The sequence below is a fragment of the Halomonas cupida genome, assembly GCF_900142755.1.
Classification (GTDB): domain Bacteria; phylum Pseudomonadota; class Gammaproteobacteria; order Pseudomonadales; family Halomonadaceae; genus Halomonas; species Halomonas cupida.
This window is the reverse complement of record NZ_FRCA01000014.1, coordinates 37,105-57,489: the sequence shown is the minus strand read 5'-3', so window position 1 is coordinate 57,489 and position 20,385 is coordinate 37,105. Positions and strand designations below refer to the sequence as shown.

13 protein-coding genes are annotated in these 20,385 nt (G+C 56.0%); 11 read left to right on the top strand and 2 right to left on the bottom strand.

Annotated elements, in window-relative coordinates; all coding sequences use genetic code 11:
• Positions 1-28: 28 nt before the first annotated feature.
• Both BUE38_RS19710 and pilB read right to left on the bottom strand, forming a co-directional pair.
• Positions 29-1,327, bottom strand: coding sequence for a type II secretion system F family protein (locus BUE38_RS19710; RefSeq protein WP_084542055.1), 1,299 nt, complete (start codon positions 1,325-1,327; stop codon positions 29-31).
• On the bottom strand, positions 1,324-3,087 hold the full coding sequence (pilB, locus tag BUE38_RS19705) for a type IV-A pilus assembly ATPase PilB (protein ID WP_073436950.1): 1,764 nt from the start codon (positions 3,085-3,087) through the stop codon (positions 1,324-1,326). The genes BUE38_RS19710 and pilB overlap by 4 nt, the downstream gene beginning before the upstream one ends.
• A gap of 463 nt (positions 3,088-3,550) precedes the next feature.
• Here pilB and BUE38_RS23415 point away from each other — a divergent pair, with 463 nt between their 5' ends.
• The 11 genes from BUE38_RS23415 to BUE38_RS22765 all read left to right on the top strand — a co-directional run bounded on the left by BUE38_RS23415 (position 3,551) and on the right by BUE38_RS22765 (position 20,373).
• Positions 3,551-4,144, top strand: a complete 594-nt coding sequence (locus BUE38_RS23415; RefSeq protein WP_073436949.1) for a pilin — start codon at positions 3,551-3,553, stop codon at positions 4,142-4,144.
• A 696-nt stretch (positions 4,145-4,840) separates the two neighbouring features.
• On the top strand, positions 4,841-6,607 hold the full coding sequence (locus tag BUE38_RS19695) for an SLC13 family permease (protein ID WP_073436948.1): 1,767 nt from the start codon (positions 4,841-4,843) through the stop codon (positions 6,605-6,607).
• Positions 6,608-6,698: 91 nt separating this feature from the next.
• Entirely contained in the window at positions 6,699-7,538 is an 840-nt protein-coding gene (cysQ, locus tag BUE38_RS19690) for a 3'(2'),5'-bisphosphate nucleotidase CysQ (protein ID WP_371860446.1), read from the top strand.
• A 174-nt stretch (positions 7,539-7,712) separates the two neighbouring features.
• Complete coding sequence (gene cysD / locus BUE38_RS19685) at positions 7,713-8,627, top strand: sulfate adenylyltransferase subunit CysD (protein WP_073436947.1); 915 nt, start codon at positions 7,713-7,715, stop codon at positions 8,625-8,627.
• A 98-nt stretch (positions 8,628-8,725) separates the two neighbouring features.
• Positions 8,726-9,070 (top strand): four helix bundle protein, encoded by a 345-nt coding sequence (locus tag BUE38_RS19680; RefSeq protein WP_073436946.1) that lies wholly within the window; start codon positions 8,726-8,728, stop codon positions 9,068-9,070.
• A gap of 91 nt (positions 9,071-9,161) precedes the next feature.
• Positions 9,162-11,081, top strand: coding sequence for a sulfate adenylyltransferase subunit CysN (gene cysN / locus BUE38_RS19675; RefSeq protein WP_073436945.1), 1,920 nt, complete (start codon positions 9,162-9,164; stop codon positions 11,079-11,081).
• A 152-nt stretch (positions 11,082-11,233) separates the two neighbouring features.
• The gene (gene wecB / locus BUE38_RS19670) at positions 11,234-12,373 is read left to right on the top strand and encodes a non-hydrolyzing UDP-N-acetylglucosamine 2-epimerase (protein ID WP_073436985.1); all 1,140 of its coding nucleotides are present in this window, start codon (positions 11,234-11,236) and stop codon (positions 12,371-12,373) included.
• A gap of 73 nt (positions 12,374-12,446) precedes the next feature.
• Positions 12,447-13,727 carry a UDP-N-acetyl-D-mannosamine dehydrogenase gene (wecC, locus tag BUE38_RS19665; protein ID WP_073436944.1) on the top strand — a complete coding sequence of 427 codons (1,281 nt, stop codon included), beginning with the start codon at positions 12,447-12,449 and terminating at the stop codon, positions 13,725-13,727.
• A 29-nt stretch (positions 13,728-13,756) separates the two neighbouring features.
• Entirely contained in the window at positions 13,757-17,203 is a 3,447-nt protein-coding gene (locus BUE38_RS19660; protein WP_073436943.1) for a glycosyltransferase family protein, read from the top strand.
• The gene (locus BUE38_RS19655) at positions 17,196-19,352 is read left to right on the top strand and encodes a glycosyltransferase (RefSeq protein WP_073436942.1); all 2,157 of its coding nucleotides are present in this window, start codon (positions 17,196-17,198) and stop codon (positions 19,350-19,352) included. The genes BUE38_RS19660 and BUE38_RS19655 overlap by 8 nt, the downstream gene beginning before the upstream one ends.
• A gap of 16 nt (positions 19,353-19,368) precedes the next feature.
• Positions 19,369-20,373, top strand: coding sequence for a hypothetical protein (locus BUE38_RS22765; RefSeq protein ID WP_143166409.1), 1,005 nt, complete (start codon positions 19,369-19,371; stop codon positions 20,371-20,373).
• Positions 20,374-20,385: the final 12 nt, after the last annotated feature.

Here is a 20,385-nt window from a genome sequence, read left to right as displayed (position 1 = left end):
GGTGGTTGCATGATTGATTTCGACCCTGTCACACGACACTGCCCAGTTCCAGGATCGGCAGGTACATCGACAATACCAGGCCGCCGACCAGTAACCCCAGCACTGCAATGACCAGCGGCTCGAGAAGCGTCGTCAAGGTATCGGTGCGCTGTTCAACATCTTCCTCGTAGTACTCCGCCAGTCGCACCAGCATGGCGCCAAGAGCCCCGGATTCCTCGCCAATGCGAACCAGTTGAACCGCCAGGGTCGGGAATCGTCGGCTGTTGAGCATGGTAAAATACAGTTGCTGGCCGCTGGCGACGTCCCGGCTGATGCGGCTCACCGCCTGACGATAGATGTGGCTGCCGGTTGCTCCTCCCGCGGTATGCAGACCGTCCACCAGTGGCACGCCCGCGGCATGGGTGGTGGCCAGGGTGCGGCAGAAGCGCGCCACGATGGCTCGTTCCAGCACCACTCCGATGACCGGCAGGCGCATCATCAGGCGCTCAGCGATACGGCAGAGAGGTGGCGAGCGTCGCAAGGCGACATGTAGCAGTCCTGCGCTGGCAAGTGTCATCACGCTGGTGGCGAGCCACCAGTCCCGGGCCAACTCGGAAAGCGACAGCGTCAGTTGGGTCAGCGGAGGAAGGTCTGCACCGAAGCTGGCGAACATCTGCTCGAACTGGGGAACCACCTTGATCAGCAGTAGCGCCGTTACCAGCAGGCCGATCAGTATGACGCAGGCTGGGTACCAGAGCGCCTTGTGTACGCGGCCCTTGAGTGATTCGCGGCGCTCCAGATGGCAAGCCAGTCGCTCCAGCATCCGATCAAGGCTGCCGGATTGTTCCCCAGCTTCCACCATGCTCCGGTACAGTGCATCGAAGTGCTGGGGAAAACGCTCCAGTGCTCGGGAGAAGCCAGCACCGTCGGCAACCTGCTGATGCAGATTGACGGTCAGCGAACGAACTCCGGGATGAGTGAGGCTAGCGGCCAGAACGTCCAGCGCCTGGAGTAGGGGAATCCCGGCCTGAAGCAGAGTCGCCAGTTGCCGCGAGAAAAGCATGATGTCGCGGGGTGCGATTCGTCCCTTGCGCCTGTTCCAGCGACGTCCTCGGCGCAGAGCTTTCATGGCAATACCCTGAGCACGCAGTTGCTGCAGTACTTCGTTGCGGTGATGCGCCGCGATCTCGCCGGAGCGTCGTTGGCCATCTGCGCCAATACCCGTCCAGCGCCAGTATCTCAGCGGCAGATGTTTTGGCAGAGCCTGTGGTGGGAGTGTCTGTGGTGCTGGAGACTGTCGTGGTGCAGTGTGGCGTGGTGAAGCGTGCTGTGAAAGAGTTTGCTTCATTGGCCGCCTCCTGTGACAGAGTCGCCGCGAGAGGTGGGCGGCTGAGCGACGCGGTACAACTCACTGAGACTGGTGATGCCTGCCAGTACCAGATCCAGCCCGCTTTGCCAGAGGTTTCGATGGCCTTCGCTGCGCGCCAGGTCATCCATCTCGGCAGTACTGGCATGCTCGAGAATGCACTGGCGCATGCGAGGACTGACCGGTACCACCTCGAACAGGCCGACTCGGCCGCGATAGCCATCGTGACAGCGCGGGCAGCCATGAGGCTCATAGAGGACAGCTTCACCAAGGCGTGAATTGTCGATGCCAGCCTCGGCAAGGGTATCATGGGGAATCTCGGCTGGTTGACGACAGTGAGGGCAAAGCCGACGAGCGAGGCGCTGGGCGATGATCAAGCTGATTGCACTGGCGACGTTGAAGGGGGCAACCCCCATGTTGCTTAACCGTGAAAGGGTATCGGCCGCTGAATTGGTGTGCAGCGAGGACAGTACCAGATGACCGGTCTGGGCAGCCTTGATGGCGATCTCGGCGGTTTCTCTGTCGCGGATTTCCCCCACCATCACCACGTCCGGGTCCTGACGCAGGAAGGCGCGTAGAGCCTGAGCGAAATCCAGGCCGATGCGTGGCTGTACATTGAGCTGATTGATGCCGGCTACCTTGATCTCGACAGGATCCTCGGCGGTACAGATGTTGCGCTCAACCAGGTTGAGCCGGCGTATTCCCGAGTACAGGGTGACCGTCTTGCCGCTGCCCGTCGGGCCGGTGACCAGAATCATGCCCTGAGGGCGAGCAAGAGCTTCGTTCAGCCATTGCTGCTGATCGTCAGCCAGACCGAGCTCATCGATGTGCATATGATTGGCTACGGAATCCAGCAGGCGCAGTACGATCTTTTCGCCATTGATGGTCGGCAAGGTGCTGACTCGAAAATCTACCGGCTGCACGTCGCTGACGTTGACCTTGATCGTCCCATCCTGTGGTAGCCGACGTTCGGCGATATCCAACTCGGCCATGACCTTGAGACGTGACGCAATTCGCGCCTGCAGGGCATTGGGCGGTTGAGCGATTTCATGGAGCATTCCGTCGATGCGCATGCGCACCCGATAGCTGTCCTCGAATGACTCGAAGTGAATATCCGACGCCTCCCGCCGTACGGCGTCGCGCAGTATCGAGTTGACGAACTTGACCACCGGAGCATCGTCCTGATGGTCGACCAGGTTGGATGAGAGATCATTCAACTCACCGTCGATGGCGTGCCGAGCAAGAGAATCCAGTGCCTCAGCAATGCTGGCATCGGTTGTCGGTTGAGCTGCGTCGTTGCTGAGCCATTCATCCAATCGTGCCTGTAGACGATCCATGGGGGCCAGACAGGGGGCGATGCCATGCCCGGTGACGAACTCGAGCTGAGCGACGTGCATCAGGCAGGAGGGCGAGGACATGGCGAGTTGTAGCCAATAGCCGTCATAAGCCAGCGGCAGGAGGTTGTGCTCGCGCAGCAGGGCTTCCGGAAACTGACCAGGCGCCGGTAGATCCTCCGTCGCCACATGTTCAAGGTCGGCGAGTGGCAGACCATAGGTCTCCGCGGCAGCACTAGCCAGTGCCAGGGGGCTGATCTGCTCGCATGTCACGAGATGGTCGAGCAGTGGTATTCCGGCCTGCTCCGCAGAGCGTATCGCGTCCTCGAGTTGTGATGCTGTCAGCAAGTGATCCTTCAGCAGTCGGTGCTCGAAGCTTTTCTGCAGGTCATGAGTCAGCGCGTCCATGGCTTCCTCTTTGTTCTCGGTTCTCGGTTCTCAGGCCTCAAGTCTCAGGTTTCAGGTCAATCCAGTTCGTTTCAGTTGAATCCGATCCAGACCAGACCCGGTCAGGCCAAGCTGGTCCAGGGCATCACCGTTCTTTCATGAGTTCGGTCTTTCATGAACTCGGACTTTCATGAATCCAGACGCTCGGGTTCAGTTTGGCTGCCAGTTGGGCCTTTTTCGCGCCGGAGTACTGTTCAGGCACATTTAAAAGAGCTTTCCCGTCAAATGGTTACAGACTCTGCGCGCACGGGCGGAAAGGTGGCAGGCATGAGTGCCTACGCTGGAAGGCGCGGGACGGGTTTATCGACTTCTTTATCGACTCCAGCAAACAGGCACAGGGCGTGCTCACAAGCAGGGGCTTGCACACCATGAGCTGTCATGCAGTGAGCGGTGAGCAGCGAACTGTGACATAGGGAGATGTCTCATGAAGCATGGAATGCATCAGCAATACCGTCTGTACGCTCCGGGGCAGGAGTATCGCGAGCAGAATCATCACCATCGAGGTCGGGATGCTCAGCAGGCCGCCGGGAAGGGAGGACCTCGCCGATGTGGCGGGTACGCTTGTCAGGCGGGCTTCACCCTGGTCGAGCTGATGGTGGTGGTGGCTATCATCGGCATTCTTGCCGCTGTCGCCATCCCTCGCTATCAGGATTATGTGCGCCGCAGCGAATTCAACGCGGCGCTCGGTTCATTACGTGGCCTGGAGACCAATGCTGAAATCTATCTGAGCAGCGGCGGTGACTGGTCAGATATCCGCTACCGGGACCTCGGTATCAGCCCGGAGTCGCTGAATGGCAAGCGACTTACCGTTTCCGGGGGAAGCGGCAGTGATCCAGCGATGTTTCTGACCTATGGCGACGGCATAGTGGACGGCGAGGCGGGCATCGTTAGCCTTGCGTCTCAGGCGCAGGGGGGCTGGGTGTGTCGCACCACGGAGAAGGCTGAATTTCTGCCCGGAGCAGGGGCCTGCGAGGCCGGTGTTTCGCTGACAGCTGGGGCCGAGCCTGGCGGTGGTTGAGTGAAGCTGGTTTGGCGATCCAGGAGATTGAGCCAGGAGAAGCGGTCACCGAAGTGGCCGCTTTTTCATATCTGGACATCTGGCAGACAGCAGGGCCGTTCCGTCTTGAAGTGCTTATGACGGCTCGTCGAGGGCTACTGAACCGAACATCGAGTGGCAGGGTGTCGTTGCCACGATCGAGAAGAAATTTTCAACCAGATAGGCGACAAATGATGATCCAGCTCAGTAAAACCTGTGCTGTCCTGGCGCACGGGGAACCTATCGCGACTTGACCGCACCAAAGTTACCCACCAGACCGTTACACCATCCTGTTCCGCTGAGTTTGATATTCGCCAGAATAACTGTTAACCGAATGATTTATTGGGGGAATCATCCCTCTGATACAATATTGTTACACGTCTATAGATGTATGCTACTGTCCCCAATCATACTTTGGCCTCGGCTTGCGCTTTGCCGTGGGGTGATCGAATCTGCGTAGAGTAGGTCACAACAGTCACGTAGAATGTTGCAGCAACGCGCGCAGGGGCTGCGCGCCACATCAGACAGTCATTAAGGGATAGGGATGCACCCGGTTAATCCATGGGCGGTAGCGTGTCTGAATACAGGCAAACAGGGCGTATTTTTCCCTTTGGATGATGCAGCACCTCTTTACAGCGACGGAGCCTGCAGTGTGACCAGTTCGGGGTTGTCGTCGTCATGACATGGCAGGCGGTATACGCACTGGTGTCGGTCGCTGCGGTGCTGGGAGCGTTGGCGTTCACCCGTATTGCCGCGGACGTTATTGTGATGGCGGCGCTGGCAGCGCTGCTGGTAGCCGGCATCCTTACCCCTGGAGAAGCACTCGCTGGGTTTGCCAACCCTGGTGTCATGACCATTGCCAGCCTTTATGTGGTGGCGGCAGGTCTCAAGGAGACCGGCGCCATCAAATGGTTGGCCATGCGCGTGTTGGGCCAACCGGGTACCATCGGTCTCGCTCTGTTACGCGTCCTCCTTCCCGCATCGTCGCTGAGTGCCTTCATGAACAACACCACGGTAGTGGCGATGTTCATCCCGGCCATTCAGGATTGGGCTGCCAGGCTCAAACTCCCTCCGTCCAAGCTGCTGTTGCCCCTCAGTTATGCCGCCATTCTCGGGGGCACCTGCACGTTGATCGGCACTAGTACCAATCTGGTGATCGATGGCCTGCTGCAGACTCAGAAGGATATCCATCTGAGCATGTTCGCACTGGCCTGGGTCGGGGTGCCTCTGGTGGCGGCTGGTGCACTCTTCCTTTACCTGTTTGCTGATCGCCTGTTGCCCAATCGTCAGGGTGTGCTCGAACAACTCGAGCTGGCACGTGAATATGCGGTGGAGGTGCTCGTCGATCCCAGTGGCCCCTTGGTTGGCAAGACCATTGCCGATGCGGGGCTGCGTAGCCTGGCCCATGGCTATCTTGCGGATATCGAAAGAAAAGGCCGACTGTTGACGGCAGTTCCTCCGGAGACCGAGCTCCTTCAAGGGGATGTGTTGGTGTTCATTGGCGCGCCGGAGTGCGCGCGTGAGCTGCGTGAATTCAACGGGCTCAAGCCGGCAGGTGGTGATGTCCACAAGCTGGATATTGCGCATCATCACCGCTGCCTGGTGGAGGCGGTGATCGGTCCGGACTTTGCCGGCCTCAATCAGACCGTCAAGGAGTCGCGATTCCGCTCGCGCTATCAGGCGGTGATTCTGTCGATATCGCGTGATGGGCGCCGTCTGCCGGGCAAGCTGGGCAGTATTCAACTGCAGGTCGGTGACACGCTGCTGATGGAAACGGCTCAGGACTTTGTCGACCAGTATCGCTATCGCAAGGACTTTCTGCTGGTCAGTGCACTCAATGATTCCACGCCGCCAAATTTCCGCAAGGCGCCGTGGGCGTTGGGAGTACTGGGCGCCATGGTCGTGGCAAGTGCCAGCGGACTGGTCAGCATTCTCGAAGCCGCTCTGGTAGCGGGCGGCATGATGCTGGCGCTGCGCTGTGTACCCGCCAGCAAAGCGCGTCGCTATATTGATCTATCCGTGCTGGTGGTGATTGCAGCCTCTTTCGCCCTGGGCGCAGCCTTGACCAAGACAGGCGCCGCCGCGGCCATCGCCGAGACCATCACCATGATCGATGGACTGTCTCCCTGGCTGGCGCTGGTGTTGATCTACCTGCTTACCGTGATATTCACCGAGCTGATCACCAACAATGCCGCGGCGGTATTGATGTTTCCCATCGCCGTTGCTGTCGCCGAAGGCCTGGGGGTTGATTTCATGCCCTTTGTCATCGCGGTCACCATTGCCGCCTCGGCCAGCTTCATGACCCCGCTGGGGTACCAGACCAACCTGATGGTGCTGGGCCCGGGGGGATACCGCTTCACCGATTATCTGCGAGTTGGCGCTCCGCTGAGCCTGCTGGTCTGCGCCATCGCCGTCACTATCATCCCGCAAGTGTGGCCGTTCTGAAACCAGGCCACGAGCGACGAGCCTCGAGTCGCGAGCAGCTCGAATCTCGGGCCTCGCAGCTCGAAGCTGAGCTTTTTTCTGGAGCCCAATATTGAACGATTCAAAGAGCTTTATTGACGCGCCGTTGTGTGAGGCCTTGATCAACGGTGCCGTCGAAGCGGGTAATGCCATTCTCGCGGTCTATGAAGGGGATATTCGTGTCGAGACCAAAGACGACGACAGCCCACTGACTCAGGCAGATCTGGCGTCTCATCGCTCGCTGGTGGCCATGCTTCAGCGCCTGACTCCCGATGTACCCATCCTGTCCGAGGAGTCCGGCGATATCTCTTACGCTGAACGTCGCGAGTGGCAGCGTTACTGGTTGCTTGACCCACTGGATGGCACCAAGGAATTCATCAAGCGTAATGGCGAGTTCACCGTCAATGTCGCCTTGATCGACCAGGGTGTTCCGGTGTTTGGCATCGTGCATGCACCGGTGCTTGGTATCACCTGGTACGGCCAGCAGGGAAAGGGCGCTTTCAAACAGGAAGGTGGCGAAACCACCGAGATTCGAGTGCGCGCCTTGCCTGAAGAGGGTAGCGAAGCCTGGAAGATTGTCGGTAGCCGCTCTCATGGCTCCAGTGAATTCGAAACCTTCTGCGAGGGCTTGCCCGAGCACGAACGTGTTTCCATGGGCAGCTCGATCAAGCTCTGCCTGGTCGCTGAAGGCAAGGCCGACCTCTATCCGCGTCTGGCACCGACCAGCGAGTGGGATACTGCGGCCGCCCAGGCGGTTGTGACTGCCGCTGGCGGCGAGGTCCTCAATGCCGAGACGCTCGAGCCACTTCTCTGCAATCAGCAGGAGAGTGTGCTCAATCCCTTCTTCATCGTCTGTGGCCAGCGTAACGAGCGTTGGATCGATGCCTTGCAGGTAGCGCTATCCAACCGCTGATCGCACGGTCAATTTCATCGCCACAGGGCTCTTGATCACCACAGCTCTCTTGATCACCACAGGTCTTCTGGTCGCCATAGATCTTCTGGTTGCCATAGGTCTCGTGGCTGTCGGCTCTCCCGGCGTAACGCTTCGGGATAGTAGTCGCCGCAACTCACTTCCTGGACAACGGATATGGAAATAACCCCAGATCGTCAGACCCACCTCAAGCAGCTTGAAGCCGAATCCATTCACATCATTCGTGAAGTGGCTGCAGAGTTTCGTAATCCGGTAATGATGTACTCCGTCGGCAAGGACTCCTCGGTAATGCTGCATCTGGCCCGCAAGGCCTTCTATCCCGGGACGCCCCCGTTCCCGCTGATGCACGTCAACACCACCTGGAAGTTCCGGGAGATGATCGAGTTCCGTGACCGCATGGCCGCCGAGTCAGGCATGGAGTTGATCGAGCACATCAACCAGGAAGGGGTGGAAGCCAACATCAACCCCTTCGACCACGGTAGCAGCAAGTACACCGACATCATGAAGACCTCGGCGCTCAAGCAGGCGCTGGACAAGTATGGCTTCGATGCCGCGTTTGGCGGGGCGCGCCGTGATGAGGAGGCCAGCCGCGCCAAGGAGCGGGTGTTCTCGTTCCGCGACAAGAACCACCGCTGGGAGCCCAAGAGCCAGCGTCCGGAGTTGTGGAATACCTACAACGCCAAGGTCAACAAGGGCGAATCGATTCGCGTCTTCCCGCTCTCCAACTGGACCGAGCTGGATATCTGGCAGTACATCTACCTCGAATCGATCCCCATTGTCCCGCTGTACCACGCCGCCCCGCGTCCGGTGGTTGAGCGCGATGGCATGTTGATCATGGTCGATGACGAACGCCTCCCGCTGGAGCCCGGCGAAGTGCCCGAAGAGAAGTGGGTACGCTTCCGTACCCTGGGCTGCTATCCGCTGACCGGCGCCGTCGAATCCAAAGCCGCAACGCTTCCGGAAATCATCCAGGAAATGCTGCTGACCCGTACCAGCGAACGCAGCGGCCGCGCCATCGACCACGACCAGGCCGGCTCCATGGAGAAGAAGAAGCGAGAAGGCTACTTCTGACGCGCCGAAGGCGCGCCAGAAAGCTATAAGTTATAAGCTGTAAGCCATAAGTAATAGATGCCGCCAGGGATCATGGTGAATTGCTCAGGAGGAGCCATTTGAATTTCGAGAAATTGCAAGTATGGAAGCGTGCAGCGCGACTATCCGCAGATCTGTACAAGTCGTTCCGTGACTCTCGAGATTTTGGCTTCCGAGATCAGATCACCCGCTCAGGACTCTCGATTCCCAGCAATATCGCAGAAGGCATGAGTCGCTCATCCAACAAGGAAAAGCGCCGCTTCCTGGACATTGCACGAGGATCATGTGCTGAGCTACGAACCCAGGTCTACATAGGCATTGAAATTGGCTACATCGAGCAGAAACAGGGGCGGCAGTGGCTGGTGGAGACGAGGGAACTATCCGCGATGCTCCACAGTTTGATCGATACGCTGAACTGCGAATGAATCTAGAGCTGGAAGTTGGCACTGTAGGCTGGGAGGTTCTACCAGCAGCTTACAGCTTGCGGCTTACAGCTTACAGCTAAGGATGTTGGCAATGTCCCATCAATCAAATCTGATCTCCGAAGATATCGAAGCGTATCTGAAGGAACATGAGAACAAGGACCTGCTGCGGTTCATTACCTGCGGCAGTGTGGATGATGGCAAGTCGACCCTGATCGGGCGTCTGCTGCATGACTCGAAGATGATCTACGAGGATCAGCTGGCGGCGATCACCCAGGCCTCGAAGACCAGCGGCACCACCGGTGAAGAAGTCGACCTGGCGCTGCTGGTTGATGGCCTGCAGTCCGAGCGGGAGCAGGGCATCACCATCGATGTGGCCTACCGTTTCTTCTCCACCGACAAGCGCAAGTTCATCATCGCCGACACCCCCGGGCATGAGCAGTACACCCGTAACATGGCGACGGGGGCTTCCACCGCCAGCCTGGCGGTGATCCTGATTGATGCGCGCTACGGGGTGCAGACCCAGACGCGTCGCCACAGCTTCATTGCCGATCTGCTGGGGATTCAGCACCTGGTGGTCGCGGTCAACAAGATGGATCTCGTCGAGTTCTCCGAGGATCGTTTCAAGGAGATCGTCGAGGAGTACCGCTCTGTCTCCGAAAAGCTCAATGCCCCGGATATTCGCTTCGTGCCGATGTCGGCGCTCAAGGGCGACAACGTCGTCAACAGGAGCGAGTCGATGGGCTGGTACGAGGGGCCGGCGCTGCTCGAGCTGCTGGAAAGCGTAGAGATCGCCCACGATCAGAACCTGCGCGACCTGCGTCTGCCCGTCCAGTATGTCAACCGCCCCAATCTGGACTTCCGTGGTTACTGCGGAACTCTGGCCTCCGGCGTATTGCAGCCGGGCCAACGCGTCATGGCGTTACCCTCGGGCAAGACCTCGTCTGTCGAACGCATCGTCACTTTTGATGGCGACCTGCAGGCAGCCTATCCGGGACAGGCGATCACCGTAACGCTGGCGGATCAGATCGACATCTCACGCGGCGACTGGATTGTGGCGGCTGATGATGAAGTCGCACTGACCTCTGCCTTCGAGGCCGATATCGTGTGGATGCACGAGACGGCTCTGGAAACCGGCAAACTCTACGATATCAAGCTGGCCACTCGTGACCTGGCGGGCAAGGTAACCGCCATCGACTTCCAGGTCGACGTCAATACTCTCGAGCACCGTCACGCCGACCACCTGGATCTCAACACCATTGCACGTTGCCAGGTCGAGCTGACTGCACCGGTGCCGCTGGACGATTACCGCACCAGCCCGGGCACTGGCAGCTTCATCATCATCGATCGCCTGACCAACATCACGGTTGGCGCCGGTATGGTCCACCGCCCGATCGATAGCGAACTTCCCTACGAGTTCCGTGAGCACGACAGCAAGGCCAATGTGGTGTGGAATCGCACCAGTGTGACTCAGGCGATGCGCGAGCAGATCAATGGCCACAAGGGCCGCTGTGTCTGGTTCACCGGTTTCTCCGGCTCGGGCAAGTCAACCCTGGCCAACGCCCTCGAGGTCGAGCTGAATCGCCGTGGTTACCACACCATGCTGCTGGATGGTGACAACATTCGTCACGGTCTGTGCAAGGACCTCGGCATGAGCGAGGGTGACCGTGCCGAGAACATCCGCCGGGTAGGCGAGGTCGCGCGACTGTTCGCGGAAGCAGGCATCATCGTCATCACCGCCTTTATCTCACCGTTCCGTGCCGACCGAGAGGCTGCGCGTGCGCTGTTTAGTGACGATGGCTTTGTGGAGGCGTTTGTCGACACTCCGCTGGATGTCTGTGAGCAGCGTGACCCGAAGGGGCTGTATCAAAAGGCTCGTGAAGGCAAGATCAAGGACTTCACCGGTATCAATAGCCCTTATGAAGTGCCGCAGAACGCGGAATTGACGCTGAAGACCACGGATTACGAGCAGCACGAGCTGGTGAGCCAGATCATAAAGAAGATTACCTGGTAGGTTGAGGTTGCCTGGCTAAGTTGCAGGCAGTCTCCAACCAGGCTCGTCAAGGGCCACAGGTGCGCGATTTGGCATAGTGACGATGCTGTGCCACTTCGGCAGACTTGTAGAATCTCAATTCGCAGGATGAATTTTCAGGATTTTCAATGACCATGGATACCAAGTCTAAACGGGTGAAGACGCTGTGTGCCTTCGGTACACGCCCGGAAGCCATCAAGATGGCTCCACTGGCACTGGCCCTGCAAGCCGATGAGCGGTTTGATGCCAAGGTCTGTGTCACTGGCCAGCATCGCGAAATGCTGGATCAGGTACTTGACCTGTTTGCTCTGGTACCGGACTACGACCTCGCCGTGATGCGTCCGGGGCAGGATCTCACCGATGTGACCGCCGCGATTCTGCAGGGGATGAGGGACGTCCTCAGCGAGGTCAAACCCGACATCGTTCTCGTGCACGGTGATACCGCGACAACCTTCGCCGTAACATTGGCTGCCTACTACCAGCAGATCCCGGTCGCCCATGTGGAAGCCGGCCTGCGTACGGGCAATATCTATTCCCCCTGGCCGGAAGAGGCCAACCGCAAGTTGACCGGCGCACTGGCCCAGCTGCACTTTGCCCCGACCGACCGCTCGCAGGAAAACCTGCTGGCAGAAGGGGTATCTCAGGACAAGGTACACGTGACCGGCAACACCGTCGTCGATGCGTTGCTGGATGTGGTTGCCAAGCTGGAAGACAACGATAGCTATCAGAAGCAGTTCGGCGAGCATTTCGACTTTCTGGACAGCGATCGCAAGCTGATCCTTGTCACCGGGCATCGTCGCGAAAGCTTTGGCGAGGGCTTCGAGCGCATCTGTCGTGCACTGCATGATACGGCGGCTCAGCATCCCGAGGTGCAGATCGTCTATCCGGTGCACCTCAATCCCAATGTACGCGAGCCGGTGAACCGTCTGCTCAGCGATGTCGATAACGTGCACCTGATCGAACCACTGGACTACCTGCCCTTTGTCTACCTGATGAACCGGTCGCATATCATCCTGACCGACTCCGGTGGCATTCAGGAAGAAGCTCCCTCACTCGGCAAGCCCGTTCTGGTCATGCGTGAAACCACAGAGCGACCCGAGGCTGTGCAGGCCGGTACGGTCAAACTGGTAGGTACCGACGTGGCCAGGATTGTTGGCGAGCTCGACACCTTATTGACCGACCATCAAGCCTACGAAGCCATGAGCTATGCCCATAACCCCTATGGGGATGGCAAAGCCTGCGCCCGTATTCTCGACATTCTCGCTACCCAATAACAAGAGCGCATCTCAACTGCGCGACACCGTGCGCCTGTACAGTCACTTTCCTGCTTATCTGGATTGATATCTTATGGAATTCAACACTATCTCCGTTATTGGCCTGGGGTATATCGGCTTGCCAACTGCTGCTGTGATCGCATCACGTCGCAAGAAGGTAGTCGGTGTAGACGTCAACCAGCACGCCGTGGATACCATCAACAAGGGCGAGATTCATATTGTCGAGCCCGAGCTGGACATGATCGTGCATGCGGCCGTCAAGGAAGGCCATCTGCGCGCGACCACCAGCCCCGAGCCGGCGGATGCATTCCTCATTGCCGTGCCTACTCCCTTCAAGGCTGAGGGCGGTAATGACCATGTGCCGGACCTGAGCTATATCGAAGCGGCCAGCAAGGCGATTGCTCCAGTGTTGAACAAGGGCAATCTGGTCATTCTTGAGTCCACCTCCCCGGTTGGGGCGACAGAGCGGGTGGCAGAGGTCCTGGCGGAGGCTCGCCCGGACCTGACGTTCCCACAGAGCCATGGCGAAGATTCCGATATCCGCATCGCACACTGCCCGGAGCGGGTATTGCCCGGTCATGTCATTCGCGAGCTGGTGGAAAATGACCGCGTCATCGGTGGCATGACCGAGCGTTGCTCGAAGGCCGCCACTGCGCTGTACAAGATCTTCGTTGAAGGGGAGTGCATCACCACCACGGCGCGCACCGCGGAGATGGCCAAACTCACGGAGAACAGCTTCCGTGATGTGAACATCGCCTTTGCCAATGAGCTTTCCATCATCTGTGACAAGCTGGATATCAATGTCTGGGAGCTGATTCGACTCTCCAATCGTCACCCGCGCGTCAATATCCTGCAGCCTGGTCCGGGTGTGGGTGGGCACTGCATCGCCGTTGACCCCTGGTTTATCGTCAGCGAGACCCCCGATGAGGCGCGATTGATTCGCGCTGCTCGTGAGGTGAACGATGGCAAGCCTCAGTGGGTGATCGACAAGGTCAATGAAGCCGTGGGCAAGTTCCTGTCGGCCAACCCCGAGAAAACCGCGAAGGAGGTCTCCATCGCCTGCTTCGGTCTGGCCTTCAAGCCGGATATCGATGACCTGCGTGAAAGCCCGGCCCTTGCCATTACCCAGAAAATCGCTGCCTCCAACCCGGGCCAGACGCTGATTGTTGAACCCAACATCGAAGCGTTGCCTGCTGGCAAGCTGGAAGGGTGCACACTGGTGACTGCAGACGATGCACTTGAAAGTGCTGACGTCGTTGTCCTGTTGGTGGATCACAAGCCATTCAAGAGCATCGATCCGCAACAGCTTGAAGGGTGCTACCTCATCGACAGCCGTGGCATCTGGGCTGCCTGACATATAAATCATAATTGAGCAGGGTTGTAATGGAGAAGGTGAACCTGGAACACGAACTGTGTGATTTCCTTGATGAGCTCGGGTTGGGCGGGCACTACTGGCTTGTCGGAGACAACGAATCTCTGATGCAGGCCTTGTCTGCGCGAATGTCACCCGAAGCTCTTCACACAGGCGTCCCCGATACGAGTGACGTACTTGGCCAGTGCAGTGTGTTTATTCTGAGTTCCAGCCAGAGCGAGCTGAACAAGGAATTCCTCGACCAGTTGGAAGGCAGTGATGCACGCCCAATCATCATTCTACTGGATGACGGATTACTGCCCGAGTCGGTACAGGATAGACTGCACACTATTGGCTATAAGTTACCACCAGTACAGCCGAAGCAACGGCCGTTCTACGTTGTCGAGAGTATTGAGCTAAGCCACAAGAAGTACTTCGATGTCGCCGGATACTGGGAAAGTCGGTATGCATCGGGGAGAAATAGTGGCGCTGGTTCATACGGACGTCTGGCCCGGTTCAAGGCTCACTTTCTCAATCATTTTGTCAGGAAGAACGAAATTCAGTCAGTGTTGGAGATCGGCTGCGGTGATGGGGCCCAGCTCTCTCTGGCTGAATACCCTCATTATACGGGATTGGACATCAGTCCAACGATCATTGAGCACTGCTCTCAGGCATTTGCCCACGACTCCTCGAAGCGCTTCCATGTCTACAAGCCCGAGAGTTTCGATCCTGCCTCCGTGCAGTCGGAACTGGCGCTGTCTCTGGATGTGATCTATCACCTCTCCAATGATGAGGTGTATGAACACTATTTGAAGCATCTTTTCGCTGCTTCAACAAGATTTGTCATCATTTACAGCAATGCCAGTAGCGAGCAGGGGAATCGTACAGGAATAAACGAGTCTGCTGGATACGTCCGCTTTCGGGATGTGCTGGGCGATATTGAGGAGTGGTATCCAGGCTGGAGCCTGGTGGAAGCTGTGCCCAATAGCTACCCGTTCTCAGCGATAAATCCGAACAACACATCTTTCGCAGACTTCTTTGTCTTTGAGAAATCGTCTGATGAGAAGCTGACCGAAAGCAAGACGGCTGACTTCGACCGGTTTGGCTCTAACAAGATCATCAATACACTGATGGTGTTTGATGAAAATGCCAAGAGTCTTGCCGATGACGTGACCTCGGCCAACAAGAAGATAGATGCGTTGGCAAAGGAAGTTCGCAAGCTGGATAGCGCTAACAAGCTACAGGATAGCCTGAACCAGGCGAACGAGAAGATCTCGGCACTGCAGAAAGAGCTTGGCACTGAGCAAAAAAAATACAACGAGCTCGAGTCACAGTATACCGGTGCCCAGCAACAGGCTTCAGAACTGGAAGAAAAGCTGAACCAGGCCAACGTCCAGTACAGTGAGACCCAGCAATATGTTGGTGAGCTGGAAGATAAACTGAGGGCTGCTGAGGCTGACCATCAAGAGTTGAGCGAACAGTACCAGCAGTTGAGTGCACAGCATGATGATATTGCCGCAAGGTATCGTGCTGCCAACGCAAAGTATCGTGCTGTTTGCCAACAGCTTTATACCCTGAAATCCAGTCATGCATATAAGGCGGGGTTGCACGTAAAAGACGCATCTGGATCTGTGGTTGACGCGGTAAAATTGCCTGCACGGCTGTGGCGTCTCAAGAGGCCGAACAAGACTTCCTCGAATTGGCGGATCAATGTGCGCCAGGGGCTACGCTACATCAAGTGGAACATAGTAGTCCCTGCCGCGACGCGACTGGGGGTTCCGTATCATCGGGTTGCCCATCTGACGCTACCGCAAGCTGCTCAGCGTCATCTCGATCGGGCTACGCCGGGACCTGCGCAGCAGAGCCGCAGCGTCAAGGCCAGCGCGGGATCGGCCAGCGCCCCTGAAGTGCTGTTCACTCCACCATCTGCGGCCGCACAGGAGATCAGCATACTGGGTTGGCCTGTCCCTCCCGACAATGGCAAACCATTCGTTCTGGCGGTGATGGATGAGTTCACGGAAGGCTGTTTCGGCAGTGACCTGCGGTTGCTTCAGCCTCGTCCCGATAACTGGTATGGGCTGGCAAGAAAATATCCCCCAACCATGGTATTCATCGAGAGCGCCTGGAAGGGGAATGGTGGAAGTTGGCAGTACCGAGTCGGTACCTACAGCTCCAAGCCTGGCCAGGAACTCCAGCAAATGGCAGGTTGGGCGCGACAGGAGAAGGTTCCAACGGTTTTCTGGAACAAGGAAGACCCAGTGCATCATGACAAGTTCATGGAAGCCGCTGGTCTTGCGGACCACATCTTCACCACCGACCAGAACATGGTCGACTCCTACCGCAAGCGGACAGGCAATCAATCAGTCCATGCCTTGCCGTTTGCTGCTCAACCAGCACTGCACAAACCCGCTCCCTTGAGTGGCCGCTTGGCCAGGTCCTGCTTCGCCGGAAGTTGGTACGGAAATCGACATGCCGAGCGTGGCGAGGCCATGAAGTGGCTGCTTGCCAGCGCAAACAAGCATGGCCTGGATATCTTTGATCGTAACCACGGTACCGGCATTTTCCCGTTCCCCGCGGAGTATCAGGATGGCATCCGTGGAAGCCTTCCTTACCTGGAGCTCTGCAAGGAATACCCCCGTTACCGAGTATTCCTCAACGTCAACTCGGTCACCGATTCTCCGACGATGTTCTCGCGAAGAGTATTCGAGCTGATGGCTTGTGGTACGCCGGTGGTGAGTACCTATGCTCGTGGTATTGACGAGCTGTTTGAATCCGATGCCGTATGGATGGTGAATAGTGAGAAGGAAGCGGAAGAGGCTATTCATACCCTGCTCAACGATGATGCTGAGTGGCGACGCAGAAGCCTTGCCGGTATTCGTGAGGTGTTCTCTGGCCATACTTATGCCCACCGCCTCAATAGCGTGTTCGAGACCATTGGTTCAGATGAGCGCATCGAGACGGCACCTGAGTTGCTGCTGGTAGCCCGTGCCGATCATCGTACTGAAGTAGACCAGTTGTTGAGCTTTGCAGGAGGGCAGCACTACAGAAACTTCCGCCTGCTGATCGAGAGTTCCGCCGTTAGTTCCAGTGGCATGGGGACTACTCCGGAAAAGGTGGAGCTGGTGACAGCTGAGCAACTGGCAGAGGCTGTTGAGCAGAGTGAGCAGAATGGCTATCAGGCAGTAGGCAGGGTTTCCTCCAGCCACGGCTATGGCACGTACTTCCTTCAGGATCTGGTGAATGCCATGAGCTATCAGCCTGAGGCCGATGGATGGGCGAAGGCCTGCAACGAGGATGCATTTGCCTACGACGTCGAAACCAGGCTCGCCGCGACGATCTGGCGACCGAAAGCATTTCAGCGGGAATGGCTGAGTTCGGAAGATCGTTCGCTATCGTCAAGTAACCTGTTCTGTACGGATACAGATGAGTTCTCCGCCGATCAATCACAAGGAAACCGGGGGAAGCTGCAAGATGCCTGAGTTGAAACGTGTTCTTGTCTGTGCCAATCCAGATCTCAACTACATTGATGGCTCATCCATCTGGGCACAGACCATAGCCCTGGTGTTCGCCGAAACCGGACTGGCAACAGTCGATTTTCTGGCCAAGAGTACTCCGCGTAGGGACGAGCTATATCAGCCTCTTTGCAAGCACCGGAATATCAATGTTGTCAATGGCATTCGCGAGATCGGCAGTGCCAGTAGCATGCTTGCCAAGCGGCTGACCCATAGTGAAATGGCCGAAGTCGCCGTCAAGCTCGAAAAGAAGAATGATTATGACGTCATCATTGTACGTGGCTACGCCATTGCAAAAGAATTGCTGGATAGCCCTGAGGTTTTCCGGAAGTGCTGGATCTATCTGACAGACATTCCTCAATCTGTTGAAGCCTATAGCGAAGCCGAGCGTGAGGAAATCTCCGAGATTGGCCAAAGATGCGCCCAGCTCCTCTGTCAGACCTCGGGCTTCCGGGACCTGTGGAAGGCACTTGTGCCTAGCTTGCCCGATGAAAAGTGCAAGCTGTACCCACCTGTTATTCCAGACATTGCAGGCGAGCCTCTTCCAGTGGCCTCGCGACAGAAGCAGGTTGTCTACGCGGGCAAGTTCAAGCCTGACTGGATGACGTTGGAGATGGCTGAAACATGGCCGGAGCTCTACAGCAATCATCCAGATGCGGAACTCCGCATGATCGGCGACAAGATTCACTTTGACTCCGAAGGTTTCCAGCACCGCATGAAAATTGCGCTGGAGCATACGCCCGGGCTGAAGTGGTTGGGAGCAATGTCCCGGGAGGGCGTTCAGGCAGAGCTTCACCAGGCCCGTGTGGGACTCTCCTGGCGTGACGAGGCGATGAACGAGACGTTGGAGTACTCCACCAAGATTCTCGAATACGGTGGAGCGGGGTGTGGCGCCATCCTCAACCGTAACCCGCTGCATGAAGAGCTACTGGGCGAGGATTACCCTCTCTTTGCAAATACTCAGGAGCAGTACATCAATGCCCTGGATGCTGCTCTGGCTGACGATGAACTCGCACAGATTGCCGCTGACCAGCTTATGGCGGTTGCAAAATTGCATACCTTCGGCACTCGTGTGGGGGAGGCAAGCGAGTGGCTGCGCCTGCTTCCTGATAGAGGTAAAATTACCCGCTCAGAAGAAACTCGGAAAATCCGTGTGCTAGTGGCAGGGCATGACCTGAAGTTCTTCACTCCCCTGCAAAAACGGCTTGAGGAAACAGGAAAGTTTGAATTCCTCGTTGATCAGTGGACTGGTCACAACTCTCATGATGAGAAGAAAAGCCTGGAACTGTTACCTCAAGCTGACGTGATTTTTTGTGAGTGGTGCCTGGGCAATCTCAAGTGGTATTCACATCATCGACTGCCACATCAGCGGCTGGTTGCACGGTTCCACGCTCAGGAAGCTAAATTACCGTATATGGCTGATGCCAAGTGGGATGCTATCGATCATATAGCGTTTGTCAGTGAGCATACACGAAAGAATGCATTAGGTGTTTTTGGCCTTGAAGAGAATTTAACCTCTGTCATCCCAAATGGAATTGATATTGAAAGATTTTGCAGAGTCAAAAAGCATGGTGGTGCAGAATTTACTTTAGGGATGATTGGCGTTGTTCCTAGAAGTAAGCGGTTGGACAGGGCAATTGATACTTTAGAAAAGCTTCTTGATGAGGATGAGAGATACGTATTGAGAATAAAGGGGAAACACCCATTAGATTATGGGTGGCTCTTGTCACGTCCGGATGAGGTTCAGTACTACAAGGATTTGATGAACAGGGTTAATAGTGATCCCCGGTTGAGATTTAAGGTGATTTTTGACCCGCCTGGCGATGATGTTCCACAGTGGCTCTCTATGGTTGGATATGTTTTTTCACCATCTGACCATGAATCATTTCATATGGCTGTGGGTGAGGGCATTGCCGCCGGAGCTACCCCTGTTGTCTGGAATTGGGAAGGGGCCGCAGATATCTGGGGAGAGCCTTCTGTTGTACGTGATTGCTCGGAGGCTCGAGATCTAGTGATAAAGGGAGAAGTGGATCATAGCTTAAAGTTTCCTTCTTCTTATATTTTAGAGAGTGTCGCAGAGCGCTGGGAAGAATTGGTCTTCGGTTTTTATTCATAAGTTAACTGGCGTTGATATGAAAAAAGTACTTCATGTTGGGCAGATGAAATCAGGGACTACTTATATTCAAAATATTCTTTTTGAGAATAGGAAGTTGCTGAAGAAAAAAGGATGGTTATATCCTGGTAAGCTAATGAATCAGCAGCATGCGTGCTATGGTCTATGTGGGAGTAATATTTATTGGGCTGGTGATAGTAAAAAATTACGTGACCTTGGAAAAAACATGCTGGATGAAGTTGGTGATCATGAAGGAAATGTCTTGATATCTTCAGAGGCACTTTCTTCTTTGTCAAGAGATGGCGTTGCTGATTTTGTTGATAGGATTGGAGGTGTCGATGAAGTAGTGGTTACGGTACGCTCACTATTTACAACCCTTCCATCTGCTTGGCAGCAGTATATAAAGGGAGGCGGAGAAGTATCCATAGCCGAATTTTTTGACCGGCTGGATAAGAATAGAGCAGCTGGAAGCGGGATGTGGAGGACCTACTCGTATGGAAATACAGTTAGCATATGGTCTGAGTTTTCTTCCGTAAAAGTAGTAATAATTCCGGAAAAAACTATCTCGAAGAACCAGTTGTGGGAAGACTTTTCAGGTGTCGTTGGTTTGCCAGACCTAAGTGACGTTATCATAAATGACAGTAGGTCTAATATTTCTTTAAATTACGAGGCTGCTGAAATTCTTCGTAGTATTAACGTAGAAATAGCACGTCGAAAGCCTGATGTTGCTAAGGAGGAAGTTGAACGGTTTAGAAGAAATTATCTTAATAGATATGTTTTCCCGATTGCAGAGAGAAAAAGAGGAACGAAGATAAAGGTTCCCGAAGATTATAAGTATCTGGTGTCTGAGTGGAATGGGCAAGAAAAAGACCTTTTGCTATCCAGTGCAGATGCTGTAGTTGGTAATGCTCATGGATTGGACAGTTATGAGGGAGGTTATCTTTCCCATTTTCCGAATGGTAATTACAGCGAGTTTTTGAGTGAGATAGCTTGCCAAATCGTGGGTGGATATAAGTGGAAGTGATCTTGCCCAACA